This window comes from Mycobacterium sp. NGS69 (assembly GCF_059812165.1).
On record NZ_JCALCD010000003.1, the window covers coordinates 669,716 to 692,770 of the forward strand.

25 protein-coding genes and 1 tRNA gene are annotated in these 23,055 nt (G+C 69.1%); 12 read left to right on the forward strand and 14 right to left on the reverse strand.

All coding sequences use genetic code 11. The features are described 5' to 3' along the window. Positions 1 to 93 precede the first annotated feature (93 nt). Positions 94 to 666, reverse strand: a complete 573-nt coding sequence (dcd, locus tag AC5Y2S_RS12530) for a dCTP deaminase (RefSeq protein ID WP_499956447.1) — start codon at positions 664 to 666, stop codon at positions 94 to 96. Positions 667 to 707: 41 nt separating this feature from the next. Then, the gene (locus AC5Y2S_RS12535) at positions 708 to 1,343 is read right to left on the reverse strand and encodes a VldE C-terminal domain-containing protein (RefSeq protein WP_499956448.1); all 636 of its coding nucleotides are present in this window, start codon (positions 1,341 to 1,343) and stop codon (positions 708 to 710) included. A gap of 289 nt (positions 1,344 to 1,632) precedes the next feature. Between AC5Y2S_RS12535 and AC5Y2S_RS12540 the strand changes: the two genes are divergently transcribed. The 4 genes from AC5Y2S_RS12540 (at position 1,633) to AC5Y2S_RS12555 (ending at position 4,300) form a co-directional block, all read left to right on the forward strand. Beyond that, positions 1,633 to 1,938 carry a DUF732 domain-containing protein gene (locus AC5Y2S_RS12540; protein ID WP_499902955.1) on the forward strand — a complete coding sequence of 102 codons (306 nt, stop codon included), beginning with the start codon at positions 1,633 to 1,635 and terminating at the stop codon, positions 1,936 to 1,938. Between the two features lie 238 nt (positions 1,939 to 2,176). Then, positions 2,177 to 2,250, forward strand: a tRNA-Gly gene (locus AC5Y2S_RS12545). 391 nt (positions 2,251 to 2,641) lie between these two features. Beyond that, positions 2,642 to 3,904: a CaiB/BaiF CoA transferase family protein gene (locus tag AC5Y2S_RS12550; protein WP_499956449.1), complete on the forward strand. Its 1,263-nt coding sequence runs from the start codon at positions 2,642 to 2,644 to the stop codon at positions 3,902 to 3,904. An 81-nt stretch (positions 3,905 to 3,985) separates the two neighbouring features. Then, on the forward strand, positions 3,986 to 4,300 hold the full coding sequence (locus tag AC5Y2S_RS12555) for a hypothetical protein (protein WP_499956450.1): 315 nt from the start codon (positions 3,986 to 3,988) through the stop codon (positions 4,298 to 4,300). Here AC5Y2S_RS12555 and mtnA read toward each other — a convergent pair. Continuing rightward, on the reverse strand, positions 4,269 to 5,237 hold the full coding sequence (mtnA, locus tag AC5Y2S_RS12560; protein ID WP_499956451.1) for an S-methyl-5-thioribose-1-phosphate isomerase: 969 nt from the start codon (positions 5,235 to 5,237) through the stop codon (positions 4,269 to 4,271). The two genes, AC5Y2S_RS12555 and mtnA, sit on opposite strands and share 32 nt — an antisense overlap. A gap of 128 nt (positions 5,238 to 5,365) precedes the next feature. Between mtnA and AC5Y2S_RS12565 the strand changes: the two genes are divergently transcribed. Further along, the gene (locus AC5Y2S_RS12565; protein WP_499956452.1) at positions 5,366 to 7,384 is read left to right on the forward strand and encodes a DUF7159 family protein; all 2,019 of its coding nucleotides are present in this window, start codon (positions 5,366 to 5,368) and stop codon (positions 7,382 to 7,384) included. A gap of 5 nt (positions 7,385 to 7,389) precedes the next feature. On the opposite strand, the gene AC5Y2S_RS12570 is transcribed toward AC5Y2S_RS12565, so the two are convergent. Together AC5Y2S_RS12570 and AC5Y2S_RS12575 are read right to left on the reverse strand one after the other, a co-directional pair. Then, the gene (locus AC5Y2S_RS12570; protein ID WP_499956453.1) at positions 7,390 to 8,019 is read right to left on the reverse strand and encodes a cutinase family protein; all 630 of its coding nucleotides are present in this window, start codon (positions 8,017 to 8,019) and stop codon (positions 7,390 to 7,392) included. A gap of 45 nt (positions 8,020 to 8,064) precedes the next feature. Continuing rightward, entirely contained in the window at positions 8,065 to 9,477 is a 1,413-nt protein-coding gene (locus AC5Y2S_RS12575) for a PecA family PE domain-processing aspartic protease (RefSeq protein WP_499956454.1), read from the reverse strand. Between the two features lie 116 nt (positions 9,478 to 9,593). On the opposite strand from AC5Y2S_RS12575, the gene AC5Y2S_RS12580 reads away from it, so the two are divergent. Together AC5Y2S_RS12580 and AC5Y2S_RS12585 are read left to right on the forward strand one after the other, a co-directional pair. Next, complete coding sequence (locus tag AC5Y2S_RS12580) at positions 9,594 to 10,604, forward strand: ketol-acid reductoisomerase (RefSeq protein ID WP_499956455.1); 1,011 nt, start codon at positions 9,594 to 9,596, stop codon at positions 10,602 to 10,604. A 136-nt stretch (positions 10,605 to 10,740) separates the two neighbouring features. After that, positions 10,741 to 11,037 (forward strand): PE family protein, encoded by a 297-nt coding sequence (locus tag AC5Y2S_RS12585; RefSeq protein WP_499902948.1) that lies wholly within the window; start codon positions 10,741 to 10,743, stop codon positions 11,035 to 11,037. Between the two features lie 196 nt (positions 11,038 to 11,233). On the opposite strand, the gene AC5Y2S_RS12590 is transcribed toward AC5Y2S_RS12585, so the two are convergent. Both AC5Y2S_RS12590 and AC5Y2S_RS12595 read right to left on the reverse strand, forming a co-directional pair. After that, positions 11,234 to 12,646 carry a PE family protein gene (locus AC5Y2S_RS12590; RefSeq protein WP_499956456.1) on the reverse strand — a complete coding sequence of 471 codons (1,413 nt, stop codon included), beginning with the start codon at positions 12,644 to 12,646 and terminating at the stop codon, positions 11,234 to 11,236. A gap of 165 nt (positions 12,647 to 12,811) precedes the next feature. Then, entirely contained in the window at positions 12,812 to 14,308 is a 1,497-nt protein-coding gene (locus AC5Y2S_RS12595) for a bifunctional phosphatase PAP2/diacylglycerol kinase family protein (RefSeq protein ID WP_499956457.1), read from the reverse strand. A 24-nt stretch (positions 14,309 to 14,332) separates the two neighbouring features. Between AC5Y2S_RS12595 and AC5Y2S_RS12600 the strand changes: the two genes are divergently transcribed. After that, entirely contained in the window at positions 14,333 to 15,073 is a 741-nt protein-coding gene (locus tag AC5Y2S_RS12600) for a hypothetical protein (protein ID WP_499956458.1), read from the forward strand. On the opposite strand, the gene AC5Y2S_RS12605 is transcribed toward AC5Y2S_RS12600, so the two are convergent. Genes AC5Y2S_RS12605 through AC5Y2S_RS12615 form a run of 3 tightly spaced genes read right to left on the reverse strand, consistent with a single transcriptional unit; the run spans position 15,064 to position 16,769 of the window. After that, a complete protein-coding gene (locus AC5Y2S_RS12605) occupies positions 15,064 to 15,744 on the reverse strand; it encodes a GAP family protein (protein ID WP_499956459.1) in 681 nt (226 codons plus the stop codon). The two genes, AC5Y2S_RS12600 and AC5Y2S_RS12605, sit on opposite strands and share 10 nt — an antisense overlap. A 26-nt stretch (positions 15,745 to 15,770) precedes the next feature. Beyond that, positions 15,771 to 16,442, reverse strand: a complete 672-nt coding sequence (locus AC5Y2S_RS12610) for a GAP family protein (protein ID WP_499956460.1) — start codon at positions 16,440 to 16,442, stop codon at positions 15,771 to 15,773. A 21-nt stretch (positions 16,443 to 16,463) separates the two neighbouring features. Further along, positions 16,464 to 16,769: a hypothetical protein gene (locus tag AC5Y2S_RS12615; protein WP_499902942.1), complete on the reverse strand. Its 306-nt coding sequence runs from the start codon at positions 16,767 to 16,769 to the stop codon at positions 16,464 to 16,466. A 23-nt stretch (positions 16,770 to 16,792) separates the two neighbouring features. Here AC5Y2S_RS12615 and AC5Y2S_RS12620 point away from each other — a divergent pair, with 23 nt between their 5' ends. After that, positions 16,793 to 17,107: a hypothetical protein gene (locus AC5Y2S_RS12620; protein ID WP_499902941.1), complete on the forward strand. Its 315-nt coding sequence runs from the start codon at positions 16,793 to 16,795 to the stop codon at positions 17,105 to 17,107. 35 nt (positions 17,108 to 17,142) lie between these two features. Continuing rightward, a complete protein-coding gene (locus tag AC5Y2S_RS12625; protein ID WP_499956461.1) occupies positions 17,143 to 18,663 on the forward strand; it encodes a glycosyltransferase family 39 protein in 1,521 nt (506 codons plus the stop codon). A gap of 3 nt (positions 18,664 to 18,666) precedes the next feature. On the opposite strand, the gene AC5Y2S_RS12630 is transcribed toward AC5Y2S_RS12625, so the two are convergent. Both AC5Y2S_RS12630 and AC5Y2S_RS12635 read right to left on the reverse strand, forming a co-directional pair. After that, positions 18,667 to 19,500 carry a family 16 glycosylhydrolase gene (locus AC5Y2S_RS12630; protein ID WP_499902939.1) on the reverse strand — a complete coding sequence of 278 codons (834 nt, stop codon included), beginning with the start codon at positions 19,498 to 19,500 and terminating at the stop codon, positions 18,667 to 18,669. A 153-nt stretch (positions 19,501 to 19,653) separates the two neighbouring features. Continuing rightward, positions 19,654 to 20,106: a MarR family winged helix-turn-helix transcriptional regulator gene (locus AC5Y2S_RS12635; RefSeq protein WP_499956462.1), complete on the reverse strand. Its 453-nt coding sequence runs from the start codon at positions 20,104 to 20,106 to the stop codon at positions 19,654 to 19,656. Between the two features lie 119 nt (positions 20,107 to 20,225). On the opposite strand from AC5Y2S_RS12635, the gene AC5Y2S_RS12640 reads away from it, so the two are divergent. Further along, entirely contained in the window at positions 20,226 to 20,840 is a 615-nt protein-coding gene (locus AC5Y2S_RS12640; RefSeq protein ID WP_499902937.1) for a hypothetical protein, read from the forward strand. Here AC5Y2S_RS12640 and AC5Y2S_RS12645 read toward each other — a convergent pair. Then, entirely contained in the window at positions 20,837 to 21,862 is a 1,026-nt protein-coding gene (locus AC5Y2S_RS12645) for an NADP-dependent oxidoreductase (protein WP_499956537.1), read from the reverse strand. The genes AC5Y2S_RS12640 and AC5Y2S_RS12645 overlap by 4 nt on opposite strands. Positions 21,863 to 21,909: 47 nt before the next feature. On the opposite strand from AC5Y2S_RS12645, the gene AC5Y2S_RS12650 reads away from it, so the two are divergent. After that, positions 21,910 to 22,620 carry a DUF3060 domain-containing protein gene (locus AC5Y2S_RS12650; protein ID WP_499956463.1) on the forward strand — a complete coding sequence of 237 codons (711 nt, stop codon included), beginning with the start codon at positions 21,910 to 21,912 and terminating at the stop codon, positions 22,618 to 22,620. Positions 22,621 to 22,633: 13 nt separating this feature from the next. Here AC5Y2S_RS12650 and AC5Y2S_RS12655 read toward each other — a convergent pair whose 3' ends face one another. After that, on the reverse strand, positions 22,634 to 23,026 hold the full coding sequence (locus AC5Y2S_RS12655) for an Rv0313 family protein (protein ID WP_499956464.1): 393 nt from the start codon (positions 23,024 to 23,026) through the stop codon (positions 22,634 to 22,636). Between the last annotated feature and the right edge of the window lie 29 nt (positions 23,027 to 23,055).

A 23,055-nucleotide genomic window follows, 5' to 3' on the forward strand; every position in this document is an offset into this window, starting at 1 on the left:
AAGGTATTGCGACCGAAACCATGGTCGAGCGGGGCGGTAACCACGGACCACTACATCTTCGCGTAAATACGCTGTGGCGGAGTGCTGTCTTAGCTATGTAGACCTTATGAAGTTCTGGTACGAGCGCGACGGCGTCGGTCCCCGCTGACCCTGATACTTCGACCCTACGTGGGAGCTGCCGTAGGGGTGCTCCGCCGGACTCGTCAACCGCAGGATGCACAGCTGACCGATCTTCATCCCCGGCCACAGGGTGATCGGCAGGTTCGCGACGTTAGACAGCTCGAGGGTGATGTGCCCGCTGAAGCCCGGATCGATGAAGCCGGCCGTCGAGTGCGTCAGCAGACCCAGCCGGCCCAGCGACGACTTGCCCTCCAGGCGCCCCGCGAGGTCGTCGGGCAGGGTAAAAAGTTCCAGCGTCGAGCCGAGCACGAACTCGCCGGGATGCAGCACGAATGGTTCGCCATCGACGGGCTCCACCAGGCTGGTCAGCTCGTCCTGCTGCTTCGCCGGGTCGATGTGGGTGTAGCGGGTGTTGTTGAACACCCGGAACATGCAGTCGAGGCGGACGTCGATGCTGGACGGCTGCACCAACGTGTCGTCGTACGGGTCGATGCCCAAGCGGCCCGAGTTGATTTCGGACCGAAGATCGCGATCGGAGAGCAGCACCCGCTGAGCCTATCCGCTGCTACCAGGCCGTCGCCCTGGCTTCAGTCCGCGAGGTACTCTTCGCCACCCTTGGGGTAGCCGCCGCCGGTGGTCGTGACGTGGACGTGGTCATAGTGGCCGAGCCTGCTGGCCTGCGCTCCGCCGGGCGTGTAGTAGACGCCGCGCCAGATCGCGTCCTGGATGCCGAAGCGCGACGCGTTCCTCATCACGTAGGCGACGATCGCGTTGCCCAGCGCGATGCCCTCGGAGCTGCCCGGGTCGGGAATCATCACGTCGATGGCCAACCCCATGGGGTGCCAGGGCAGCGGATCCGGTCGCACGCCGCCAATCTGGTGGATCTGCGGGAACGCCACGCTGATGGCCCGTTCGACCAGGATCGTCCGGACCTGCAGGCCCTGCTCCGGCGCGATCCCGACGGGCAGGAAGCGCGACCGCGTGTGGTACCTCGACGCCGCGGCTAGCCGGGTGTCGGGGGCTTTGCCCGACGTATTCGCTGCCACGGTGACGATTTGCAGGCAGCACAGCTCGACATCGCTGATAACGGGCTTTGCCTCTTCGCGCGCCGGTAATGGACGGACGTCACCGGCGGCGGCGAAGAAGATGGTGGCGGGGGCGAGCAGCGCAGCCAGGACTACTGGCGACTTTCGCCGCTTCTTGGCTAACCGATGCCGACCCACGCCGAGCACATTACGGGTAGATCACGGAATAATAAACATCGAATGGCTATTGACCAGGTCAGCGCCAATTGCGGCATTCGCCACATGCTTTGTGTGGCGCATCGGGGCGGGCCGACTGGTCGGGTTTGCTGCGACTGCGCGACCGTCCCACCTTGGACAACTCCGCCGAAACGAAAGATGAACGCTTGGTTGAACTTTGGAACTGGCGAGCAGAAAACCCCCGGCAACGGGAACTACACCACCCAGGGAAGCTCGAAGCGTCATGTGGAGCCTTGGAGGTGGTGGGGAAATGACCAAGAAGATATGCGGATGCATGCTCGGCGCCGCGATGGTCCTATTGCTGGCGCCGGCAGCCGTCGCCAACGCCGACGACAAGGACGCAGAATTTACCAACTATCTGGCGTCGAACGGCATTCACCTGGGTAACGCGTCGCAGACCGGGAGTATGGGGCGCACGATGTGCCAGGATCTGTCGGCCGGGTACAGCCAAAACGATGAGGTCGACCAGCTGAAACTGCGGATGGACCAGAATCAAGCCAGGCTGTTCGTCCTCGCTGCCACCGCGGAATACTGCCCGGAAAAGCACAAGTCCTAACTCAGCGTCCGCGCGCCGTTGAGCCCGGTGCCACAGCCGAGCCAAAGCGCGTCACGCTCGTGAGCGTCCTGCGTTCGGCTACTGCAACTGGAATTACGTCGTGGGGTCGGCGAACCGTACTGTTCGCAGGTGCAGCAGACGCACTCAAGGCTGCTTTCGAGCCGAGTTGTGTAGCGACTTGTCACTCAGCCGCTAGACTGTCACCGCTGTAAAGCTTTGCGCAGCTCACAGCGACCGCGCCGATGTAGTTCAATGGCAGAACATCAGCTTCCCAAGCTGAATACGCGGGTTCGATTCCCGTCATCGGCTCCACGCTGACTAGGACACTCCCGCCGCTACACCGCTATGCCTAGGGGACCTATACCCCGCCCGTGCCCCGAACGACTCCCGCCGGTCGTGCTGCCGCGAGTCCGGTACGCCTCCGACTGCGCCCATCAAGGTTGTGGCAGGACCTGCCAAGAAGCGCGGCGGCGGCGCGCGCCCGGACCGGGATCATCCGTGCCTCATCGCCGACATCCGATCGGGCCGGATCAACGCGCGCGATCGGGGGAGCCCTCTGGCCGATCGACCGGATCGAGGAGGCGATCGCGGCCCTGAAGGCGGGCGAGGTCACGCGCGCGGTTCTCGACCACGGCCGATAGATGGGGTGCGCAAAGCGTCGGGCGCTTCGATGCGAACCTATGATTGCGCAGCACGACTTGAAATGGACGAGCAGCAGGAGATCATGAGCACGACACAGCTTGCCCTGGAGGGTATCCGGGTCATCGACATGACCCGCGTCTTCGCCGGTCCGCTCAGCGCGCAGATACTGGGCGACCTGGGGGCTGACGTCATCAAGGTGGAGCGGCCGGGCAGCGGTGACGAAGGGCGCGCTTACGGTCTTGCCTCGGTCGAGGGCAAGGATGGCAAGGACCTTCGCCAGTCCGGATTCTTTACCGCGTCGAACCGCAACAAGCGGTCGATCACGGTCGACCACTCCAAGCCGGAGGGGCAGGACATCCTGCGTGCCCTGGTCAAGACCGCGGACATCCTGATCGAGAATTACAAGGTCGGCGACCTCAAGCGGTTCGGGCTGGATTATGAGAGCCTGCAGGCGATCAATCCCCGCCTCATCTACTGCTCGATCACCGGATTTGGCCAGACTGGGCCGATGGCGGCGCGCGCGGGCTACGACGGGTTGTTCCAGGCGAGCGGCGGCATGATGGCCGTGACCGGCATCCCCGAAGGCCAGCCCGGCGCGGGGCCGGTGAAGGCTGGTCCCAGCTTGGTCGATTTCGTGACCGGCCACAACAGCGCCATCGCGATCCTCGCCGCGCTGCACCATCGCAACAGCACGGGCGAGGGTCAATATATCGACATGGCGCTGCTCGACAGTTCCGTGGCGATGATCTGCCACATCATGCAGGACTATCTCATCAACGGCGTCCAGCCGGAGCGTCTGGGCAATGGCGGCAACGGCGGCGGCCCCGCCGACCTCATCCATGCGCGCGACGGCATGACGTACATTACGGCCGGCAGCGACGCCCACTGGCGGCGCATGGCGGAGTTGATGGGCCAGCCCGAGCTCTACGCCGACCCGCGCTTCGACACCAACGCGAAGCGGGCCAAGACCAATCGCGCGGAGTTGATCGACATCATCAACGAGTGGAGCCGGCAGTTCACGACGGAGGAGCTTCAGGCGAAGTTCGATAGCGTGGGGATCCCGGCCGCGCGCTATAACGATCTGGCGGAGGTCTGGGACGATCCGCAGGTGCAGCACCGGGGCTTGCGCGCGACGACGCCGCATGTGTGGGCCGCCGCCGGATCGGTCGACCTGATCGGCAGCCCGCTGGCGGGCATGAGCGCGACGCCTGCGACGATCCGCAGCGCGCCGCCGCTGATCGGCGAGCACAACGCAGAGATACTGGGCGAACTGGGCTATGACGCGGCGCGGATCGCGGGCTTGCAGGAGCAGGCGATCATCTGATCCCGGGTCACAGCCCAATGTCGCAGTCGATGGTTCGATCTTTTCGGCCCATGGATGACACCATGGTCGCCAACGGCGTGGTTGGGCAGTCCGAAGCCGCCGACGCGCAGCGGGCTTTCGCTGGCCATCGCGCTGACCCCGATGAGCGCGCTGGGCGTCTTGCAGGCGCCCGCGGACGAGCCGGGATCGCTGCCCGGAATCGCCAATGCCTCCTACGGCATCGGCGGCTCGCTCGGGTTCGCCTGGGCCGGAACGGTTGTCGGGGCGGGCACCGCGGCCAGCTACCACTCCGGGTTGTGGCTCTGCGCCGCCATCGGCGCCGTCGCCGTCGTGGCGAGCCTGATCCTGAAACCGCGGCCCAGCGTCACGACGGCCGGTAGCGGCCCCGCTCGGTGACGACGGCGCTGATGAGCTCGGCCGGCGTCACGTCGAAGGCCGGATTGAAGACGCCCGCGTCCGGCGGCGCGATCGCGGTGCCGCCGAACGTCCGGAGTTCGTCGGGCGCGCGCTCCTCGATGGCGATCTCCGCGCCGGTGGCCAACGACAGATCGATCGTCGACGACGGCGCGACCACGACGACCGGCACGCCGTGATGGCGCGCGGCGATGGCCAGGCCGTAAGTGCCGATCTTGTTGGCGACGTCGCCGTTGGCCGCGATCCGATCGGCGCCGACGAGCACGCAGTCAACGAGGCCGCGTGCCATCGCTGCGGCCGCGGCGCCGTCCGGCTGCACCCGGTAGGGCACGCCCGCCTGCGCCAGCTCCCACGCCGTGAGCCGGGCACCCTGCAGCAGCGGGCGAGTCTCGTCGACCAGCACCGACTCGACGAGCCCGCGCTCGTGCAGGTGCCAGACGACCCCGAGCGCGCTGCCCCAGGCCACGGTGGCGAGGTGCCCGGCGTTGCAGTGGCTGAGCAGCCGCAACGGCCGGCGATCGCATAGTTCCAGGACGATCTCGGCGGCGTGGGCGGAGGCGGCGCGGTTGAGGCGTTCGTCCTCGTCGAGGATTTCCAGCGCCCCGGCGAGCACTGCGTCGGCTCCCGCGTCGAGCTTTTCGAGAGCGCGCGCGACTCCCCAGCTGAGGTTGACGGCGGTCGGTCGCGCCTTGGCGACTCGTTCGGCAGACGCCCGAACGTCGCCTCCCTCGCGGACCGCGAGCACGACGCCGAGCGCACCCGCCGCGCCGAGCGCCGGGGCCCCGCGCACGGCCAAGCGGCGGATCGCGTCGATCAGCTCGTCGACGGTGCGCAGGGTGAGCTCGCGATAGTCGGCCGGCAGCGCGGTCTGGTCGATGATCGTGACCGCGTCGCCGTCCCAGTCGATGGTCCTGCGCACCAGCCGACCCTAGCCCGCCCGGCCTGGGGTTCTTAAGGCCTACACAGCTTCGCCAGGATCCTGATACAGCTTCCCCGGCCACGATCGATTAGGCGGTGACCGGCCGCCGAAATGCTGGGAGGCGCGTCGTGGAAATCGTGCTCGGAGTCTCGCTGGCGCCAGACTCGGTTCAGATGGTGCTGCTGCAGGGCGAAAATGCCGATGGCGCAACGGTAGACGAGAAAGAGTTCGCGGTCACAGCCGCCGACGATTCGCCCACCGTCAGCGCGTCCGATCGGGCGATCGCCGCCATTCTGGGCACCCGCGAGGACGCGGTCGGTGCCGGCATCGAACTGTCCGCCGTCGGGGTGGCCTGCACCGACCAGCTCGAAGCCACAGCGGTGCGCGATACGCTGGCCGCCCACAAGCTCGAGAACGTCATGCTGGTGTCGACGTTTCTGGCCGCGACGTCATTGACCCAATCTGTCGGTGGCGCAATGGGTTACGAGCGCACCGCGGTGCTTTTCGTGGAGCCCGACACCGCGACGCTGGCCGTTGTCGAGACCTCCGACGGGTCAGTCGCCGATGTCCGGAAAGAACCGTTGGATGGCGCGTCCGGAGCGTGCACGACGGCGAAGCTGATGGACATGGTCGCCGGGCTCGTCGAGCTGTCAGACGGCCCGGACGGCCTATTCGTGATTGGCTCCGGTATCGATGTCGCCCCGATCAAGCCCTGGCTGGAAGAGGCGACGCCGCTCAGCGTGAGCACGCCGGAAGAGCCGGAGACGGCGCTGGCCCGTGGGGCGGCCCTGGCGTCCGCAAATGCGCCGTTGTTTGCGTCCTCGACCGCCGCGCTGGCCTACGCGCAAGACCCGGGCACCGGTGCGCTCGACGCGAATACCCTGCCCGACTATCTGCGCATCGCCGATGCCGGGCTTGGCGACGACGAATTCGCTTATAGCGCAGTGGAAGATGACGAAGCCAGCGCCCCGACCGTCATCATGGACGCCGGCGATCAGGATGAAAGCGAGCCCCGTTCCAGGCCGGGCCTGCTGGTCGGCAGCGCGGTGGCGGTCGCCGCCATCAGCGCGGCGATGGCGTTGGAGATCGCCCTGTCGGTTGGCGTCCACACAACCGTCGGAATGCTGCCCGCGCCGCTGCAAAATCTCCTTGCCCCGGCGGAGCACGTATTCGCGCCTGCGCCTTGGCAAGTGGCGGCCACGAAGGCGGAGGCACCCAAGCCGTTGAGTCCGCCCGCGGGTGCGCAGCCGGCGGCGCCGGTGCCGGCGGCCGCGGTTCCGGCGGCCCCTCCTCCCGCGGCCCCGGTTCCGCCGGCTCCGATTCCAGTGGCACCCGTTCCGGAGGCGGCGGTTCCGGCCGCGCCAGCCGTGCCGTTTCCCGTTGTAGTGGTCCCGCCGATAGCGCCGCGCCCGCTTCCGCCGGTTTGGTTCCCCGACCCGCCAGCGAGCCCACCCGTTATCCAGGCGCCGCCGCATCCGTCGCCGCCGGCCGAGCCGCCGCCGGCCCACGTCCCGCCGCCGCCCCACCAGACTCCGCCTGGGCACGGGCCGAGCACCAATCCCGGTGGCACGGAGGGCATGCCTCCGAGCAATCCCGCCGGCGCCGGGCCTGCCAATGGCCCGGGCCCCGGCCACGGGAGCCCCGGCGGCGCACCTCCGGAAGGCGCCGGACCCGGCACCGGCCCCGGCAACCCCGGCGACACGCCTCCCGAAAGCGGCGGACCCGTCACCGCCCCCGGCCCGAGCCGCGGGAACCCTGACGGCACACCACCCGAGAACGGCGGACCCGTCACGGGCCCCATTCCAAGCCACGGGACCCCGGGCGGCACGCCCCCCGAGAGCGGCGGACCGGTCGGCGGCGCCACACCCCCGGCCGGCGGCGGATCCGTCGGCGGTGGCATGTCCCCCGCCGGCGGCGGACCGATTGGCGGCGGCGCCAGCCCGGGCAGCAGTGGGCCGGTCGGCGGTGGCGGCTCCCTTGGCGGCGGTAGCTCCCTTGGCGGCGGCGGCTCGACTGGCGGAGGCAGCTCCATCGGCGGCGGTAGCTCCATCGGTGGCGGCAGCTCAGGCGGGAGCTCTATTGGCGGCGGGAGCTCAGGCGGCAGCTCGATTGGCGGCGGCAGCTCAGGTGGCGGCGGCCACCACTAGCCGTCCTAAAGCCTGCCGGCAGCGAAGCCGGCGGCCTGATCCACCAGTCCCGAGTCGATGTACGACGGCTGCAGATGCGACGGCCAATTCAGGCCTCGCCCGCAGATGGGGTCGCCCGGCGCGCACTGATCGATCGTCTTACCGGCGAAAGCAGGGCCGACTCCCCGGGTGCCGTTGCCGAACAGCGCTACCGCGGCTACGTGCTGATCGACACCCGGCGGCAGCGGGTTGGTGAATCCGAATCCCGAACGGCCACCGGTGACGAGGTCGGCCACCTCGGCCCCCAGCGAATAGCCGCCGAGCACGAGGCGAGTGTTCGGGCAATTCTTGGCCATGAATTGGACGTGGGCACTCATATCGTTGGCGCCACTTCCGGTGCTTATGTTGGCGGGGTAATTGACCCCGTAAACGCCGACCGACATACGCGTCTTGGCGCGCAGCGAATTGACGAGCGCGTCGCCGACCGCGCCGACGCCGGACGGTTCTTCTCGGCCGCGAGCGAAAACCACTTCGGCGTCGGGGCATGCCGCCGACGCCGCCGGAATCGCTAGCGGAAAGGGCATCGCCGCCGGGGCAATCGTCAACGCCGCGGCGAGGGGAGCGGCGGTTGCCAGGCTTATCGCGACAAGCCTCATGACGCGATTTTACGGATTTACTGACATTGGGTCAGCCGCCCGCGATCAGAAATCGAACGTCATCGTCCCGACGCCGCTGGGGCTGTAACTGATGTACACCGGCCCCTGCGTGAAGGGCATGTACCCGGTATTCATTTGGCCCGACACGACCTGTGGGCTGTTGGTCGCGGTCGTCGTGTACGAGTACAGCGGCGTCAGGGCGCCGTGGGTGTAGACCGAGATGGTCGTTCCCGCCGGCAAGGGTCCGGAGGTCTGCCCGGTCTCCAGGATGGACGACGGAATGGATCCGCGATCGCCGCCGGAATCGACCAGGGCGAGAACCTGATGGAGCGGCCCGTCATTGACTCGTACGTCAAACGCAGTAACCGGGGCCCCGGTCACGGTGATGCCGGGCAGCGGATTGGCACCGAACTGCAAGTAGCCCTCGGGCTCGTCTATCAGCACACCCTGGTTGAGCGGGCCCGGCAACGCCGTGATCACCGAGCTGGCCGGGCCCACCGCATTCGATCCGATACCCAAGATGCCATCTCCCCCGGCGAAAACATTGCCGGTGAGCATGAGCCCGAGGCCATTGAGAGATATTGGGAATTCGAACATTTCGACGCTGACGGGGGTCGGCGCGGTGAGCAGTCCGTTCCCGAAACTCACCGGAGCGTTGAACGTGAGGTAGATAAAAGCGACCCCTTCGCCGTAGGTAACGACACCGATTTGCGTGGGCAGGCCGAGCTGCCGCAGTCCGACGTCCCAGAACGGGATGAGTAGGCCATTGGATCCGGTGTCGACCGTCAGTGGGACGCTCGGCCCGCCGTTGACGGAAACGCCGACCGTCGCGAAGACACCGTTCATCTGCAGCGGCACGGTTCCACTCGCCAATGAGCCGACGCCGGCGGGCCCGTCGGTGCCCCACAGCCACCCCCCGCGACCGCCGGCCCCGCCAACCGCGTTGGCCCCACCGGCACCCCCGACGCCCCCGTTGCCGATCAACCCCGCCGCACCGCCGGCCCCGCCGGCCACCCCGGGGGCCTTCTCCGAATAGCCGGTGCCGCCGTTGCCGAACAACAGCCCACCCGGCCTGCCGTTTGGACTGGCGGCCGTCCCATCGGCTCCCTTACCAATCAGCGGGCGCCCCAACAGCAGCTCCGTGGGCGCGTTGATCGCACCCCGCACTTCCCGCGCGATGATTTGCTCGGCGGCCGCGTACGCGTCGCCGGTACCACCGAGCGCGCGCACGAACTCGGCGTGAAACGCCGCCGCCTGTGCGCTCAGCGCCTGATATGCCGACGCGTGCTGGGAAAGAATTGCCGCAACGGCCGCCGACGTCTGGTCCGCGGCGGGCGCCAGCGCGGCCGTCGTGGATGCTGCTGCCGCCGCGTTGGCGGCGCTGAGAGTGGAGCCGAGGCTCGCCAAATTTCTTGCCGCGTCCGTCACCATGTCCGGCGCCGCGAGCACAAACGACATCGATGGCCTCCCACCGGTATTCGTCTATCCCCCGGTGAGAAACAGGACGAAAGTACCACAAATCTGGCCTGTTTGAAAACCAACATTTTCGTGCCTGTGGCCCTGGGCGCATCATCGTGGGGGGACAGGCAAGGAGGAAGTGCGATGACGACGATCTACTACGAGTCCGACGCCGACCTCTCGGTGCTGGACGGGCAGCGGGTTGCCGTCGTCGGTACGGCAATCAGGGCCGGTCGTGGGCCCTCAACCTGCGTGACTCGGGCCTCGCGGTGGACGTCTTCGCCCGGGCCGACGCCTCCCGCGATCAGGCCGAGGCGGACGGCTTCAACCCCCGCGAGATCGAGGCGGCGAGCGAGTGCGACGTGATTTGCACCCTCGTCCCCGACGACGTCATCCCCGAGCTGCCCATCGCCCCCAAGCCGGATGCGCTGTGGGTGCTTGCGTCGGGCTACGTGATGGCGTTCGACCGAATCGACCCCGATTGCGACCTCGGCATGGTCGCCCCACGGATGCTCGGTCCCGAGGTGCGCGAGTGCTACTTGGAGGGCGTCGGGTTCATCACCGCGCTCGGCATCCAGCAGGACAACTCCGGGACGGCGTTGGCCCGCACGCTGGCCATCGGCCGGGCCATCGGCGGCCTGCGCCAGGGCGCCATCGAGATGACGCCGCGCCAGGAGGCCGTCCTGGATCTCGCGGTGGAGCAGGTGCTCGCCCCCGCGATGGGACGGGTCTCCAAGAGCTTCGTCGACCTGATGTCCCGGGCCGGCATCCCGCTCGAGGCGATCATCACCGAGCTGGTGCTCTCGGGCGAGGTCGAACGCAGCTACCGGCTGCTGCGGCTCGAGGGCTACGCCGGCCAGATGCGCTACCACTCACCGACCAGCCAGTACGGCCAGATGTCACGGGCGGATCGCTACGACGGCCTCGACGTCCCGCAAGTGATGCGCGAGGTGCTCAGTGACATCGAGTCGGGCAAGTTCGCCGACGAGTGGGACGCCGAGCGCGACGCCGGCTACCCGACTCTGCAGCGGATGCGGGCCGAGCGGCTCAATCCCGCGGTCGTCTCCTTCGAGGAAGACTTGCGCGCCCGCCTCGGCGAGCGCAACCACCATTTCGGCGCCGGATAGCAGATAAGAGTGAAATTCGGCACCGGTGATTTCTTGCCGCCCGGGTAACTAAGGAAGGCGACTTGTGAAAATCGCGGCTTTCGCGCGATACTTTTGCCATCTCGAAATGGCTCGATGAGGCGCTAGGAGGACGGGCATGTCGGGTCTGGTCGCGGCGCCAGGGCTCATCAGCACGGCCGCAACGGATTTGGCGAATATCGGCTCGACGCTGAGCGCCGCGAACAGCGCGGCCGCCGGCTCGACCGCCACGGTGCCCGCCGCCGCCGCTGACCAGGTATCGGCCGCTGTTGCGCAGTTACTTTCCGCGCACGGCCAGGAATACCAGGCGCTCGCCGCGCAGGTGGAGGCCTTTCACCGGCAGTTCACGCAGAACTTGCAGGCCGGCACGGCGGCCTACACCACCGCTGAGGCCACGAACGCCGCGGTTATGTAGCCCCTGGGCGCGGTCGCCGGCGCTGCCGCCAACCCGGTGGGCAAGTGGTTTAACCAGCTCTTGGTCGATCTGCAGAACCTAATAGGCCGTTTCCTGTTCTTTTTGTTCGCACCAATTCGACCCGATCATCAGCCCATTAGCCCACGCCATTGCCACGGCAATTGTCCGAGGTCTCTTCGAGTAGATCGATCGCAAATCACCCCGGTAAGCCGTTCGGGCCGTTGGGGCCGAACAGGTAATACCCGCCGAAGCCGCCTTGGCCGCCGACGCCGGGGACGACCCCGGCGCCGCCGTTGCCGCCGGCGCCGCCGATGCCGAACAGCAGGCCGCCGTAGCCGCCCTGGCTGCCGTTGCCCCCGAACGCCAGGCCGGCCGCGCCGTAGCCGTTGCCGCCGTGGCCGCCGATGCCGAACAGCAGGCCGCCGAGGCCGCCGAGCCCGCCGGTGCCGCCGTGGCCGCCGGCCTGGGCGGCCCCGCCGTCGCCGCCGGCCCCGCCGATGCCGAAGAAGGAACCCCCGGCGTAGATGCTGCCGGCGCCGTCGCTGAACACGTAACCGTTGTCGCCGCCGTATCCGCCGGGCCCGCCGGTGCCGCCCGGCGTCAGGGCGGTGCCGCCGTGGCCGCCGTGGCCGCCCAGGCCGAAGACGAGACCGCTGCCGCTGCCGCCCTGGCCGCCCTGGCCGCCGATGTTGCCGGCGCCGACGGCCGCCCCTCCGGCGCCGCCGTCGGCCCCGGTGCCGATGAGGTTGAAGAGGGCGCCGCCGCTGCCGCCGGCGCCGCCGACGCCCGCGAGGCCGTTGCTGAAGGTGAGGCTGGACCCGCCGGCGCCGCCGGCGCCGCCCAGGCCGTAGATCAAGCTGCTGCCGTTGCCGCCGGCGGCGCCCCAGCCGGCGACGAAGCCGTTGCCACCGGTCCCGCCGATGCCGCCGTTGCCGATCAGGATTCCGCCGTTTCCGCCGAAGCCGCCGTCGCCGCCGACCCCGTTGATGCTGACACCGCCGGTCCCGCCGCCGCCCCCGTTGCCCAACAGCCCGACGGCATTGCCGCCGTTGCCGCCGAAGCCGGCGACCCCGGCGCCGATCGCGTTCCCGCCGTTCCCGCCGCGGCCGCCGTCGCCGAACAAGAACCCGCCGCTGCCACCGCTGCCGCCGTTCTGGCCCGGCCCGCCGGAGCCGCCGGCCCCGCCGTTGCCCCACAGCAGCCCGCCGTTCTGGCCGTTGGCGCCGGTGCCGGGGGTGCCGTCGGCGCCGTTGCCGATCAGCGGCCGGCCCAGCAGCGCCTCGAAGGGCGCGTTGATGTCGTTGAGCAGCCCCTGCAGGGGATTGGCGTTGGCGGCCTCGGCGGCGGCGTAGGAGCCCGCCCCCGCATTCAGCAGCTCGACGAACCGCTGGTGAAACGCCACCGCCTCGGCGCTGATCGCCTGGTAGGCCTGCGCGTGCGCGCCGAACAACGTCGCGACCGCCGCCGACACCTCGTCGGCGCCCGCGGCCACCAGCGCCGTCGTCGGGGCCGCCGCCGCGGCGTTGGCCGCGCTGATCGTCGAACCGACGTTCGCCAAATCCGACGCCGCCGCCGTCACGTACTCAGGGACCGCAAACAAATAGGACATCCCGACCTCCGACCGACGCGGCGACCGCCCGGTGGTCGCCGAATAGGCAAAATCGTTATCGCGTGCCCGGCCTACCGATCCCAAGTTTCAGTGGTCATCGCAGCAACCCTCCGAGGAAACACCCGGTCGCTGAGGCGAAGCTAAGCGGGCCCTGTGTCGGGGCTGTTAAACGGTTGCCGGCGGCCGGAACACCGGCAGGATCCGGTACTTCGCGGCGAAGCTGGCGTGGTCGTAGCGCTCGCCGACCTCGCCGTCGTGCGCGACGACCGTCGGGCCGTCGACGGCGGAGAAGCTGAACTCCGGCACCCGCAGCTCGTGGTAGAGCTTGCTGCGCGGCAGGCGTCCCAACGCCAGCGCGGCCAGGATCCGGGTCCGCGCCCACGGGCGGCCGGCCTCCAGGATGCGCACGTCGATCAGGCCGTCGTCCATGTGGGTCCGACACGCCGGCGCGAATCCGCTCGGCAGATACACCGAGTTGCCGAGAAACAACAGCGACGTCTGCAGGGTCTTGTTGTCGTAGCGGATGGTGACGGGCCGGTCGGTGCGCAGCGTGCGCAGCAGCGCGTAGAAGCTGGCCACCGGCTTGCCGACGCGCTTCTCGAGTTTTTCGCGCCGCTGCACGAACTTCGGATAGGCGCCGATGCTCGCCGTGTTGAGCACCATCCGGGTTTCGTTGAGGCACACCAGGTCAACGCGGACCACGCTGCCGCGTCGGATCGCGGCCACCGTCTTTGCCACCGTCTCGCAGCCAATGTCCTTGGCGAAGTGGTTGAACGTTCCGGCGGGAAAGACGGCCAGCGGGAGCCCGGCGTCGACGGCGACGGACGCGGCGGCCGCCACGGTGCCGTCGCCGCCGCCGACCGCCAGCACCTCGGCGCGTTCGGCCGCGCGGCGCAATGCCGGCTCGGGGTCCTCGCCGGGTCCCAATTCGACGATCTCCGCCTTGGGTAGCTTGGCGCGGATCTCGTCGGCGACGCGGGCGCCCGTGCCGCTTCCCGACGCCGGGTTGATGACGAGGACGACGCCGGCGCCGTCGGGCCGTCGCGGCGTGTCGACGGTCAGCGGTTCGCTCCGGGGCAGCGCCGTTTCGACGATCGGCGGGACGAGCCGGCCGCCCAGCACCGCAACGCCGGCACCGATGCCGAATCCGGCGAGGACGTCACCGGGGTAGTGCGCGCCCGTCGCCACCCGCGACAGCCCGACCAGGCCGGCGAGCAGCGCCAGGACGAAGCCCAGCGGGGGATTCTCCAGCCCCACCCCGACGGCGAACGCGGCGGCGCTGGCCGAGTGTCCCGACGGCAGCGAGTTGGAGGTGGGACGGCGGCGCACCTGCCTGACCAGCGGCACCGAGTCGTAGACGGGCCGCGGGCGCGGGCGGATTCGCTTGGCGACCTGGTTGGTGACCAGGCTGGTGGCCCCGAGCGTGACGACGCCGCGGGTCGCGCCACGCTGCGCGGACCGTTTGCCCGACGAGAGCAGCGCCGCGGCTATGGCCAGCCACAGCTTGGAGTGATCGGCCGCCCGGGTCAGCGGCGGCATGAGCGTGTCCAGCAGCGGGGTGGACGTCTCGGCGATCGCCTCGAACAGCTCTCGATCGAGGGTGCCCAGTCCGCGGGTGATCTGCTTGACGCCGCTCGGGCGTTGCCAGGGCCGCTTGTTCATCGACTCCACCCTAAATTGGCAAGCGTGCGCGCAACCGGCTACTCCGAGGCGTGGCGGCAAAACGCCCGCCGTCGCGGGGTGCCCGCGGACGCGGTCGCCGAGATCGCCCGGCGGCACGCCGTCACGCCGGAGAGCTTTGCGATCCTCGGGCAGGCCGAGGAGATCAAGGACCCGCACGGCAAGTCCTTCTTCCTGTTGCCGCCGGGGATCGGCGGGGACGACGCGCGCCGGGCGACGCTGATGACCTACGTCCTCAACGCGGGAACCGACTACGACAAACCGGGCCGCCGGCCCCCGGACTTTCCCGAGGCGCCCTACTGCGCCGCGGAGGTCGCACGGATCATCAAGCGGCAGAACGCAAATCGCTGGAGCTATTCCCGCGACGTCCGGTTCGTGCACCGCAACGGGGGCCGGCTGGTGACGACGCCGAACGGCATCCTGATGGGTGTGGGTGGCAATTGGCTGCAACGGCAGTTCAGCCGCCGCGGCGGCACCACCTGGGGCGACATCTTCATGCTCAACGGCGGCGAGCTCACCGATCCGGCCGAGCGGCTGCGCCGGATCGTTCGGTATGGGCTTGCGCCGAGCGGCCCCGACTTGGACCGGGTGCTGCACCACGAGGAGCGGCACTGCCGGCAATGGGCGGCGAGGGGCTACCTGGGCATGCTCGGCGGCTACGGCTGGGAACTGGTCCGCGAGTTGGCCCTGGGCAAGACGAACCGGCTCGAGCAAGACGCGGGCCTGTCCGACGGCGGCTACAGGTGATACAGGGCGCGAATGCCGTGGGAGAGCACCATCGCACCGATCACGACCAACAGCACCGCCAGCAGGGCGGCGTTGTTCTTGTCCATCCAGTCCTTGACCCGCGCCAGCGTCGGGTCGAGGCGCTGACCGGCGGCCGCGTAGGCGAGGATCGGGATCGCGACGCTGGACGCGGCGACGACGACGAAGAACGCGGCCGCCAGCCAGTCCCCGCCGACGCCCAGCCCGGCGGTGCCGATGGCCAGCCCGGCCGGCACGCAGATGAGCGACACGTCGGGCCGCACCACCGCCAGCGCCGTCCCGGTAAGCCCGGCGCGGGCCGGGGTGATGGTGTCGAACGTTCGCATCCAGGCCGGCGACTCGGTGTGGCCGTGCCGGGTGAACCATTTGAAGATGCCGTAGACGATCAGCGCCGCCCCGAGCACCACCCGCAGCCAGGACGACCACCGCGGCGGCGACTTGTCCAGGCCGCCGAGCAGGCCGGAGGCGGCGACGGACAGCGCCGTCAGCGCGGCGATGCCCAGCACCCAACCGGCGAGGAACGTGAGGCTGCTCGGGCGGGCCCGCGGTGCCTGCAGGACCAGCACCGCGGGGATCACCGTGAGCGGCGACAGCGAGATGACCAACCCGAGCGGAATCAGCCCGGTCGCCACGGTAGCCCAGCTTCCTGCCATGGGCAGCAATCTAGCCTGCCGCGCCGCTACAGCGCGTGAATTCCGTTGTAAAGCACCAACAAACCGATCAGGACCAGGATGACCGCGAGCATGGCGGCGTGGTTCTGCTCCATCCACACCTTGAGCCGTTCCAGCGCGTCATCGAGGCGGCCGCCGGAGCCGACGTAGGCCAGTATCGGCGCGGCGACCGTCGCCGAGGACACCGCGACGAAGACGGCACCCGACACCCAGCCGGCCGCGACACCGAGCCCGCCCGTGCCGATCGCCAGGCCGGCGACCGCGCACAGGATCAGCACCTCCAGGCGCACCACCGTCAGCACCACCCCGGTCACGCCGGCGCGCAGCGGGGTCAGCTTCGAGAACGAACGCATCCAGGCCGGGGTCTTGCCCTGACGATGCCGGCCCAGCCAGCGGAACACGCCGAACACGATGAGCGCCAGACCCAGCACCACGCGCAGCCACGAGGCCCACTTCGGCGGCGTCTGGTGCAGGCCGCCCAACAGGTCGGAGGCCCCGACGAACGCCGCCGTGAGGGCGGCCATGCCCACCAACCACCCGCCCAGGAACGCGAGGCTGGTCGGCCGAGGCCGCGGCGCGTGTAAGACCAGCACGGCCGGGATGACCGTGATCGGTGAGACCGCGATGACCACCCCGAGCGGAATGAGCTTGGTCAGAACGGAAGCCAGGTTGTCTGCCACGGGCAGCAATCATCGCATTGCTCAGCCTTTCCGGCGCAGCGTCCAGGCGGGCACCCAGTGCGTCACGGTCTTCCGCTTGGAGCCGTAGGCGATCGGATAGGTGACCAGCCCCCACCAGTCGCCCTGCTCGCAGATGCCCCAGCAACTCAACCGGCCCTCGACGACCTTGTGCAGCTGCAGGCCGTTGGGCTGATACCGCCCCGAGCGGTGGGGCTCGCGCGGGAAGAGCACCGTCAGGTCAACCAGCACGGCGATCGGCGGGCGCACCATGCGGAACGGGTCGCGGACCGGCTGCCCGTTGTATCCGATCGACGCCAGGTCGCCCATTTGTCGATCATACGTTCGAATCCGTGATTGATGAGCAATGCCATTTCCGGATGGTGCGCGCGGGACATGTCTATAGTCGCGTCACCGATATCGAGGGGAAGATCCAGATGAGGACGTTGATCGCCGCCGGCTTCCTGGCGCTGGGCGGGCTGCTGACCACGGCAGTGGGCGTGGCCAACGCCGACGAGGTTCAGGTCGAGGGCGTCTACTCGACCGAGGCCGCCTGCCTCGTCGACGGCCCGCACGTCGAGATCGAATACGACAACGGGCGCTACACCCACTACGCGTGCCGCGAGGGCGCCGACGGGCTGTGGTACCTGTACCTGAACAACGGCTGACGGCTCGGTCGGCGCGTCTGGCAACATAGCGGGCGGTGAGCGCCTCCGATACCCGCGAGTCACGACAAGCGTTCGACCCGCTGGTGGTCGGAGTCCTCGCGGCCGCAATAAGTTTGGCCGGCGCCGCCCGCCCGTCGTTCTGGTACGACGAGGCCGCCACCATCTCGGCTTCCTACAGCCGATCCCTGTATCAGCTATGGCAGATGCTGGGCAACGTCGACGCGGTGCACGGCCTGTACTACCTGCTCATGCACGGCTGGTTCCAGATCTTTCCGCCCACCGAGTTCTGGTCCCGCGTGCCAAGCGGTCTGGCGGTGGGCGGCGCCGCGGCCGGCGTGGTGGTCCTGGGCAGGCAGTTATCGTCGCGCACCGTCGCGGTGGCGGCCGGGGTGCTGTGCGGGGTCCTGCCCCGGACGACGTGGGCAGGCGTCGAGGCGCGGCCGTACGCCCTTTCGATGATGGCCGCCGTGTGGATAACCGTGCTGCTGGTCGTCGCGGCGCGCCGCAACGGCCCATTGTTATGGCTGTCGTACGGCGTCGCCCTGGCCGTGTCGATCCTGCTCGACGCGTACCTGGCGCTGCTGGTGTTGGCGCACCTGGTGTTCATCGCCGTCTTCGTCCCGGCCCGAAAAGTACTGCTGCGCTTCGCCATTACGGCGGCGCTGGCGGTGGGCGTCCTGGCGCCGTTCTTGGCAGCGGTCGCCCGACAATCCCCGCAGATCAAGTGGGTGCCGACGATCGGGCACCGGACGATCGAAGACGTGGTGGTCCAGCAGTACTTCGAGCGCAGCCCGCCGTTCGCGGTGCTCTCGGCGCTGGTGGTGACCGCGGCAATTGTCTTGTGGCTCAGCCGGTCCACGCGCCTGGCGCCAGGGGATCGGCAACTGTCGACCATCGCCGTCGCGTGGCTGACGATACCGACGGCCCTGATCGTGCTCTTCTCGGCGCTGGCCCACCCGATCTACACGCCGCGTTATCTGGCCTTCACCGCGCCGGCGATGGCGCTGATCCTGGGAGTCTGCACCGCCGCCGCGACCGCCAGGCCGTGGGCGGCGGCGGCGCTGGTCACCCTTTTCGCCGTCGCCGCAGCACCGAACTATGCTCGGGCGCAACGCAACCCGTACGCCAAGTACGGGATGGACTACAGCCAGGTGGCCGATCTGATCACCGCCAAGGCGGCGCCGGGCGATTGCCTGCTGGTGAACGACACGGTGACGTTCATGCCCGCCCCGATGCGCCCGCTGCTGGCCGCGCGCCCGGATGCCTACCGGAAACTGGTCGACCTCACGCTGTGGCAACGCGCGACGGACCGCCGCGACGTCTTCGACACCAACCTCATCCCGGAGGTCGTCACCGGGCCGTTGGGCCGGTGCGGCGTCGTGTGGATCATCACCCAGGCCGACCCCACCGTGCCCGGCCACGAGCAGGGCCCGGCGCTTCCGCCCGGCCCGGTCTACGGACCAACCCCCGCCTTCGCGGTGACGCACAACCTGGGCCTCCGGCTGGTCGAACGCTGGCAGTTCAACCTGGTTCAGGTGCTCAAGGCCGAACGCTGAGGCTCACCAGATGCGGATGTAGTCGACGAGCATGTCCGCCGGGTAGGTCGCCGCGGCAGGATCGCCGGCGCCGACGCCGCCGACCGCCAGCGTGAACATGGGTGTCATCCAGTAGCCGGGGTTGTTGAACGGCCACCGGAAGTCGTCGGGGGCGCCGCCGTGGACGTGGATGGGCTTGTTCGGAACGGTGAAGTACTGCGACCCGTCGCGCGAAAACTGGAATCCGTTTTCGCCCCAATGCATTTGCCACGTGTGCCAACCGCCGTCGACCAACCCGGGGATCGATTTCCCCTCCCAGGTCTTCCCGTTGGACGCCGCGTGGACCGTGGTTCCCGGGGGCCACGAGCCGTTGCCGTACCACTCGAAAAGGTCAACCTCGCCGTCGGGCAGCGGGTCCTCGTTGACACCCCAGAACGCGGACCACAGGCCCGGGTCCAAACAGTTCAGCTTGATCTTCGCTTCCCAGGTCTGGTTGATCATGCTGCGGAAGTTGCCGCGCAGCTTGGCGCCGTAGTAGGTGTCGCCTTCCTGGGTGGCACGCAGCACAAGGTTGGAGTTGCCGTCCTGAAAGATGTTTCGGCGGTCATCGCGGTAGATCCCCGCGACCGGCGGGAACACGTCGTCCTGCCAGGTCTGCACCGTCCACTTGGCCGGGTCCGGAGCCGAGCCCGCCGGACCGTCGAAATCGTCGGAGAAAATGTAGCCGCCGGGCCCGGCCGACGGCGCCTTCGGCGGCGCCGGGAGCGACGGGTCGGCCAGCGCCTCCGGGATGGGGCTCGCCGCCACCGCCGCCAGCATGCCGAGTCCCGTGGTCAGCAACATGCTGCGACGATCCATTTGCACTACCACCAATCTCTACCGCCGCGGCCTCAAGCGGGCCACGATCCCCCTGGGCAACTCTCGCAAACGGTGTTATAAAACCACGCCGCGGGGGCGGCCCGCATCTCGCGAGCCGGTGCGTCGCCAGCCAATTCCGCGGACTAACCGCTGCTAGCGGGGCAGATCCGGGTCCCAATCCGCCGCCGCGCGGGTCCCCGCCGCGTAAAGCAGTTGCTTGAGCTGACGCTGCTCGTCGGCGGTGAGCCGGCCCAGGATCCGTTGATCGGCCGTGCGGACCGCGGCGTCGGCCCGTTTGAGCAGCGCCTTGCCGCGGCGGGTGAGCTGGGCCGGCATGGCCCGGCCCCAGGGTGTCGACGCCGGACGGCTCAGCGCACCGCGCTCCTCGAGCGCGTGCAGCACCTGGTTGGCCGCCTGCGCCGAGACGTGGGTGCCGCGCGCCAGCTCGGCGCTGGTGAGCCCGGGGTGGTTGGACAGGATCCGCATGCACACGAACTCGGGCAGCGACAGGCCCAGCGGTTTGAGCTCCGCGGCGACCTGCGGCCGCAGCGCCGCCATAACCCGGTACAGCAAAAACCCCAGCGGCGCCTCGTGGGATTGAGTCATGTCCCTCATGCTGGCACGTGGCCCGCCGCCCAAGGACCACAACCATCAATTTCCTTGACATCCCCGACCGCGGTGGTATCAAGGAGCTTGATAGTCCAATGTGGAAAGGAACGACAGCGATGTCTGGTGGATTTTTCGGTGGTTTCGGTGGTCCCGGTTTCGGCGGGCCCGGTTTCGGCGGCCCGGGCTTCGGTGGCCCCGGTTTCGGGGGCTGGGGCGAAAAGGATTGGGGGCACGGCGGGTTCAAGGGCGGCTTCGGCCACGGCGGGCCCGGCCGGCGCCCCTTCCTCAAGCGTGCGGCGTTCGTCACCGCGGCGTTGCTGCTCGACGGGCCGGCCGACGCCGCGCAGATCGTGCAGCGGGTGTCCGACGCGACCGAGGGCGCGTTCACGCCGCCGCAGGACGTGGCGGAGCTCGCCATCGGCCTGCTGGCCGGGCGGGGTGTGGTCACGGTCGACAACGGAGTCGCGACGCTGACCGAGCTGGGCCGCAACCTGCTGGCCTGGCGGGGCGTCAGCAGCGAGACGGCACACGCCTTCCTGGGGCGGGCGGCCAAGTTCGGCGACGTGTTCAAGATCCGCAGAACACTCTTTGAGATCGCGGGCCTGGCCCGCACCATCGCCTGGTCGGGCACCGACGAGCAGAAGCAGCAGCTCGCCGAGACCCGAACCAAGGTGCTGGAGGCGCTCACCGACGCCAAGAAGACGCTGCACCGCGTCCTCGGTGAGGGCTAACCGGAAGCCGGTTCGCTCAGCTTGACCAACATCTTGCCGATGTTGGCCCCGGTGAACAGGCCGTTGAGGGCGTCGACGCAGGACTCGACGCCCTCAAACACGGTCTGGCGCGCCTTGATTCGGCCCTCCTGCTCCCACTGGCGAAGCGCGGCATGCGCCTCGTCGAAGCGGCCCCAGTCGTCGAGCGCGTTGAAGCCCTGCATCAGCGCGGTCTTGGATAGCAGGTTCACGTAGTTGGCCGGCCCGGGGTGCTGGCCGGTGAGGTAGCTGGAGATGACGCCGCAGAGCACCACCCGCGCCTTGGTCGCCAACCGGCCCAGCACCGCGTCGAGGATCGGCCCACCGACGTTGTCGAAGTAGACGTTGACGCGGCGCGGGCAATGCTGTTTGAGCGCCGCGGCGACGTCCTCGTTCTTGTAGTCGATGCACGCGTCGAATCCGAAGTCCTCCACCACCGCCCGGCACTTCTCCGGGCCGCCCGCGATGCCCACCACGCGGGCGCCGGCGATCTTGGCGATCTGCCCGGCTATCGACCCGGTGGCACCCGCGGCGGCCGACACCACCACCGTCTCCCCGGGCTGCGGCCGGCCAATGTCCATCATTCCGATGTAGGCGGTGGCCCCGGTCGGGCCGTACACGGACATCACCGCCAGATGATCCACCGCCCCCCTTCCCGGAACGGGTGTGCTGAACACATCGTCGCGGATGATCACGTACTCCTGGAAGCCGCTCAGGGTGGTGACGACGTCGCCGATCTTGAAGGCGTCGCAGCGCGTCGCCACCACCTCGCCGATCCCGGCCGCCCGGATCACCTCGCCCAGTTGTACCGGCGGAAGGTAGCCCGGTTGGTCGTTCAGCCAGGTGCGCACGGCGGCGTCGAGGCCGACGTAGGTGGTTCGCAGGAGCGCCTCGCCCTCCGCGGGTTCGGGCGCCGGCGTGGTGACCAGCTCGGTGTCCCCGGGCTGGACCAGCCCGGTCGGGCGGCGACGCAACAGGATCTGGCGGTTCGGCAAGTCGGGCACGGTGCTGAAACTACCCATTGGGGGCGATCGAATGGGAGCATCTGTCCATGAACTCGCAGGACGACCCGGAAGAGCGCATCAGGGAACTCGAGCGCCCCCTGGCCGACACGGCACGTGCGTCCGAGTCCGGCCAGGCGCCGCCGCCCGGCGGCTACCCGTATCCGCCCGCTCCACCCGGCCCGCCGCCCCCACCGCCGCCGCAGAGCCCATGGACCTACGGCGGCCCGCTCTCCGGGCCCCCGCCGCGCTCCCCCTCGGGCAACCGCACGTGGTGGATCCTGGGCACCGTGATCGTGGTCGGGTTCCTGGCCCTGGCCGGCGGCATCGCCGCCTTTGCCGCACACCAGCTTTCGGGTGTCCGGTCGATGATCAGCTCGACGCCCACCATGCCCAGCGTCACCGCGACGTTCGGTCCGCCCTCGAGCACGTCCCGGAAACCCGCCCCCTCGAAGACCCGGACGACGACGCCGTCGACGTCACCCACCGCGCCGCCGGGCGGCAGCCTCAGCATCTCCGGGATCAACGAGAACCGCACCGTCGCCTGCAACGACAACATCGTGAGCGTGAGCGGGGTTTCCAACACGGTCGTGATCACCGGTCACTGCAAGAGCCTCACGGTGTCCGGCGTCCAGAACGCCATCACCGTCGACGCCGTCGACAGCATCGACGCCTCCGGCTTCGACAACAAGATCACTTACCACTCGGGCAACCCGAAGATCAGCAACGCCGGCGGTTCCAACGTGGTGCAGCAGGGCTGAACGCGCAGTCCGGCTAGGTGGACTCCGCCGAATCCGAATCGTCGTCGAGGACGCTGACCGCGATGCCGTAGGGCAGGAAGCGCACCTTGCGCTTGGGGTCAACGTTGTTCTTGTTGGCGCGCAGCGCATCGAGTTCGCTCGCGTAAACCTGTTCGACGTGGGCGCCGCCGTCGGCGTCCACGGTGTAGATCGCCCATACCCCGTCGCCGGCCTCGCCGGCGGTCTCCGGCCCGCGGCGGGGCCGCCGGGACAGGTCCTCGAATAACGCGGACCAACTTGTCCCCGGCACCGGCGCGGTGACAAATCTGCCGAGTTTCTCGAACACGTCGCGCAGCCCCTCGCTGCCCTCCCTGATCACGCGGTCGAAATCCTCGGGATCGAACCCGAACGCACCGTACTCGCCCACGCAGGCCTCCTTGCACTCACAGCGTTACT

What these genes read in the sequence shown, in the direction of transcription:
- AC5Y2S_RS12590 (WP_499956456.1), bottom strand. Translation starts at nt 12,646, where the DNA reads ATGTCCTATTTGTTTGCGGTCCCTGAGTACGTGACGGCGGCGGCGTCG.
- AC5Y2S_RS12585 (WP_499902948.1), top strand. Translation starts at nt 10,741, where the DNA reads ATGTCGGGTCTGGTCGCGGCGCCAGGGCTCATCAGCACGGCCGCAACG.
- AC5Y2S_RS12650 (WP_499956463.1), top strand. Translation starts at nt 21,910, where the DNA reads ATGAACTCGCAGGACGACCCGGAAGAGCGCATCAGGGAACTCGAGCGC.
- AC5Y2S_RS12605 (WP_499956459.1), bottom strand. Translation starts at nt 15,744, where the DNA reads ATGGCAGGAAGCTGGGCTACCGTGGCGACCGGGCTGATTCCGCTCGGG.
- AC5Y2S_RS12630 (WP_499902939.1), bottom strand. Translation starts at nt 19,500, where the DNA reads ATGGATCGTCGCAGCATGTTGCTGACCACGGGACTCGGCATGCTGGCG.
- AC5Y2S_RS12635 (WP_499956462.1), bottom strand. Translation starts at nt 20,106, where the DNA reads ATGACTCAATCCCACGAGGCGCCGCTGGGGTTTTTGCTGTACCGGGTT.
- AC5Y2S_RS12570 (WP_499956453.1), bottom strand. Translation starts at nt 8,019, where the DNA reads ATGAGGCTTGTCGCGATAAGCCTGGCAACCGCCGCTCCCCTCGCCGCG.
- AC5Y2S_RS12540 (WP_499902955.1), top strand. Translation starts at nt 1,633, where the DNA reads ATGACCAAGAAGATATGCGGATGCATGCTCGGCGCCGCGATGGTCCTA.
- AC5Y2S_RS12615 (WP_499902942.1), bottom strand. Translation starts at nt 16,769, where the DNA reads ATGGGCGACCTGGCGTCGATCGGATACAACGGGCAGCCGGTCCGCGAC.
- AC5Y2S_RS12595 (WP_499956457.1), bottom strand. Translation starts at nt 14,308, where the DNA reads ATGAACAAGCGGCCCTGGCAACGCCCGAGCGGCGTCAAGCAGATCACC.
- AC5Y2S_RS12575 (WP_499956454.1), bottom strand. Translation starts at nt 9,477, where the DNA reads ATGTCGTTTGTGCTCGCGGCGCCGGACATGGTGACGGACGCGGCAAGA.
- AC5Y2S_RS12550 (WP_499956449.1), top strand. Translation starts at nt 2,642, where the DNA reads ATGGACGAGCAGCAGGAGATCATGAGCACGACACAGCTTGCCCTGGAG.
- AC5Y2S_RS12640 (WP_499902937.1), top strand. Translation starts at nt 20,226, where the DNA reads ATGTCTGGTGGATTTTTCGGTGGTTTCGGTGGTCCCGGTTTCGGCGGG.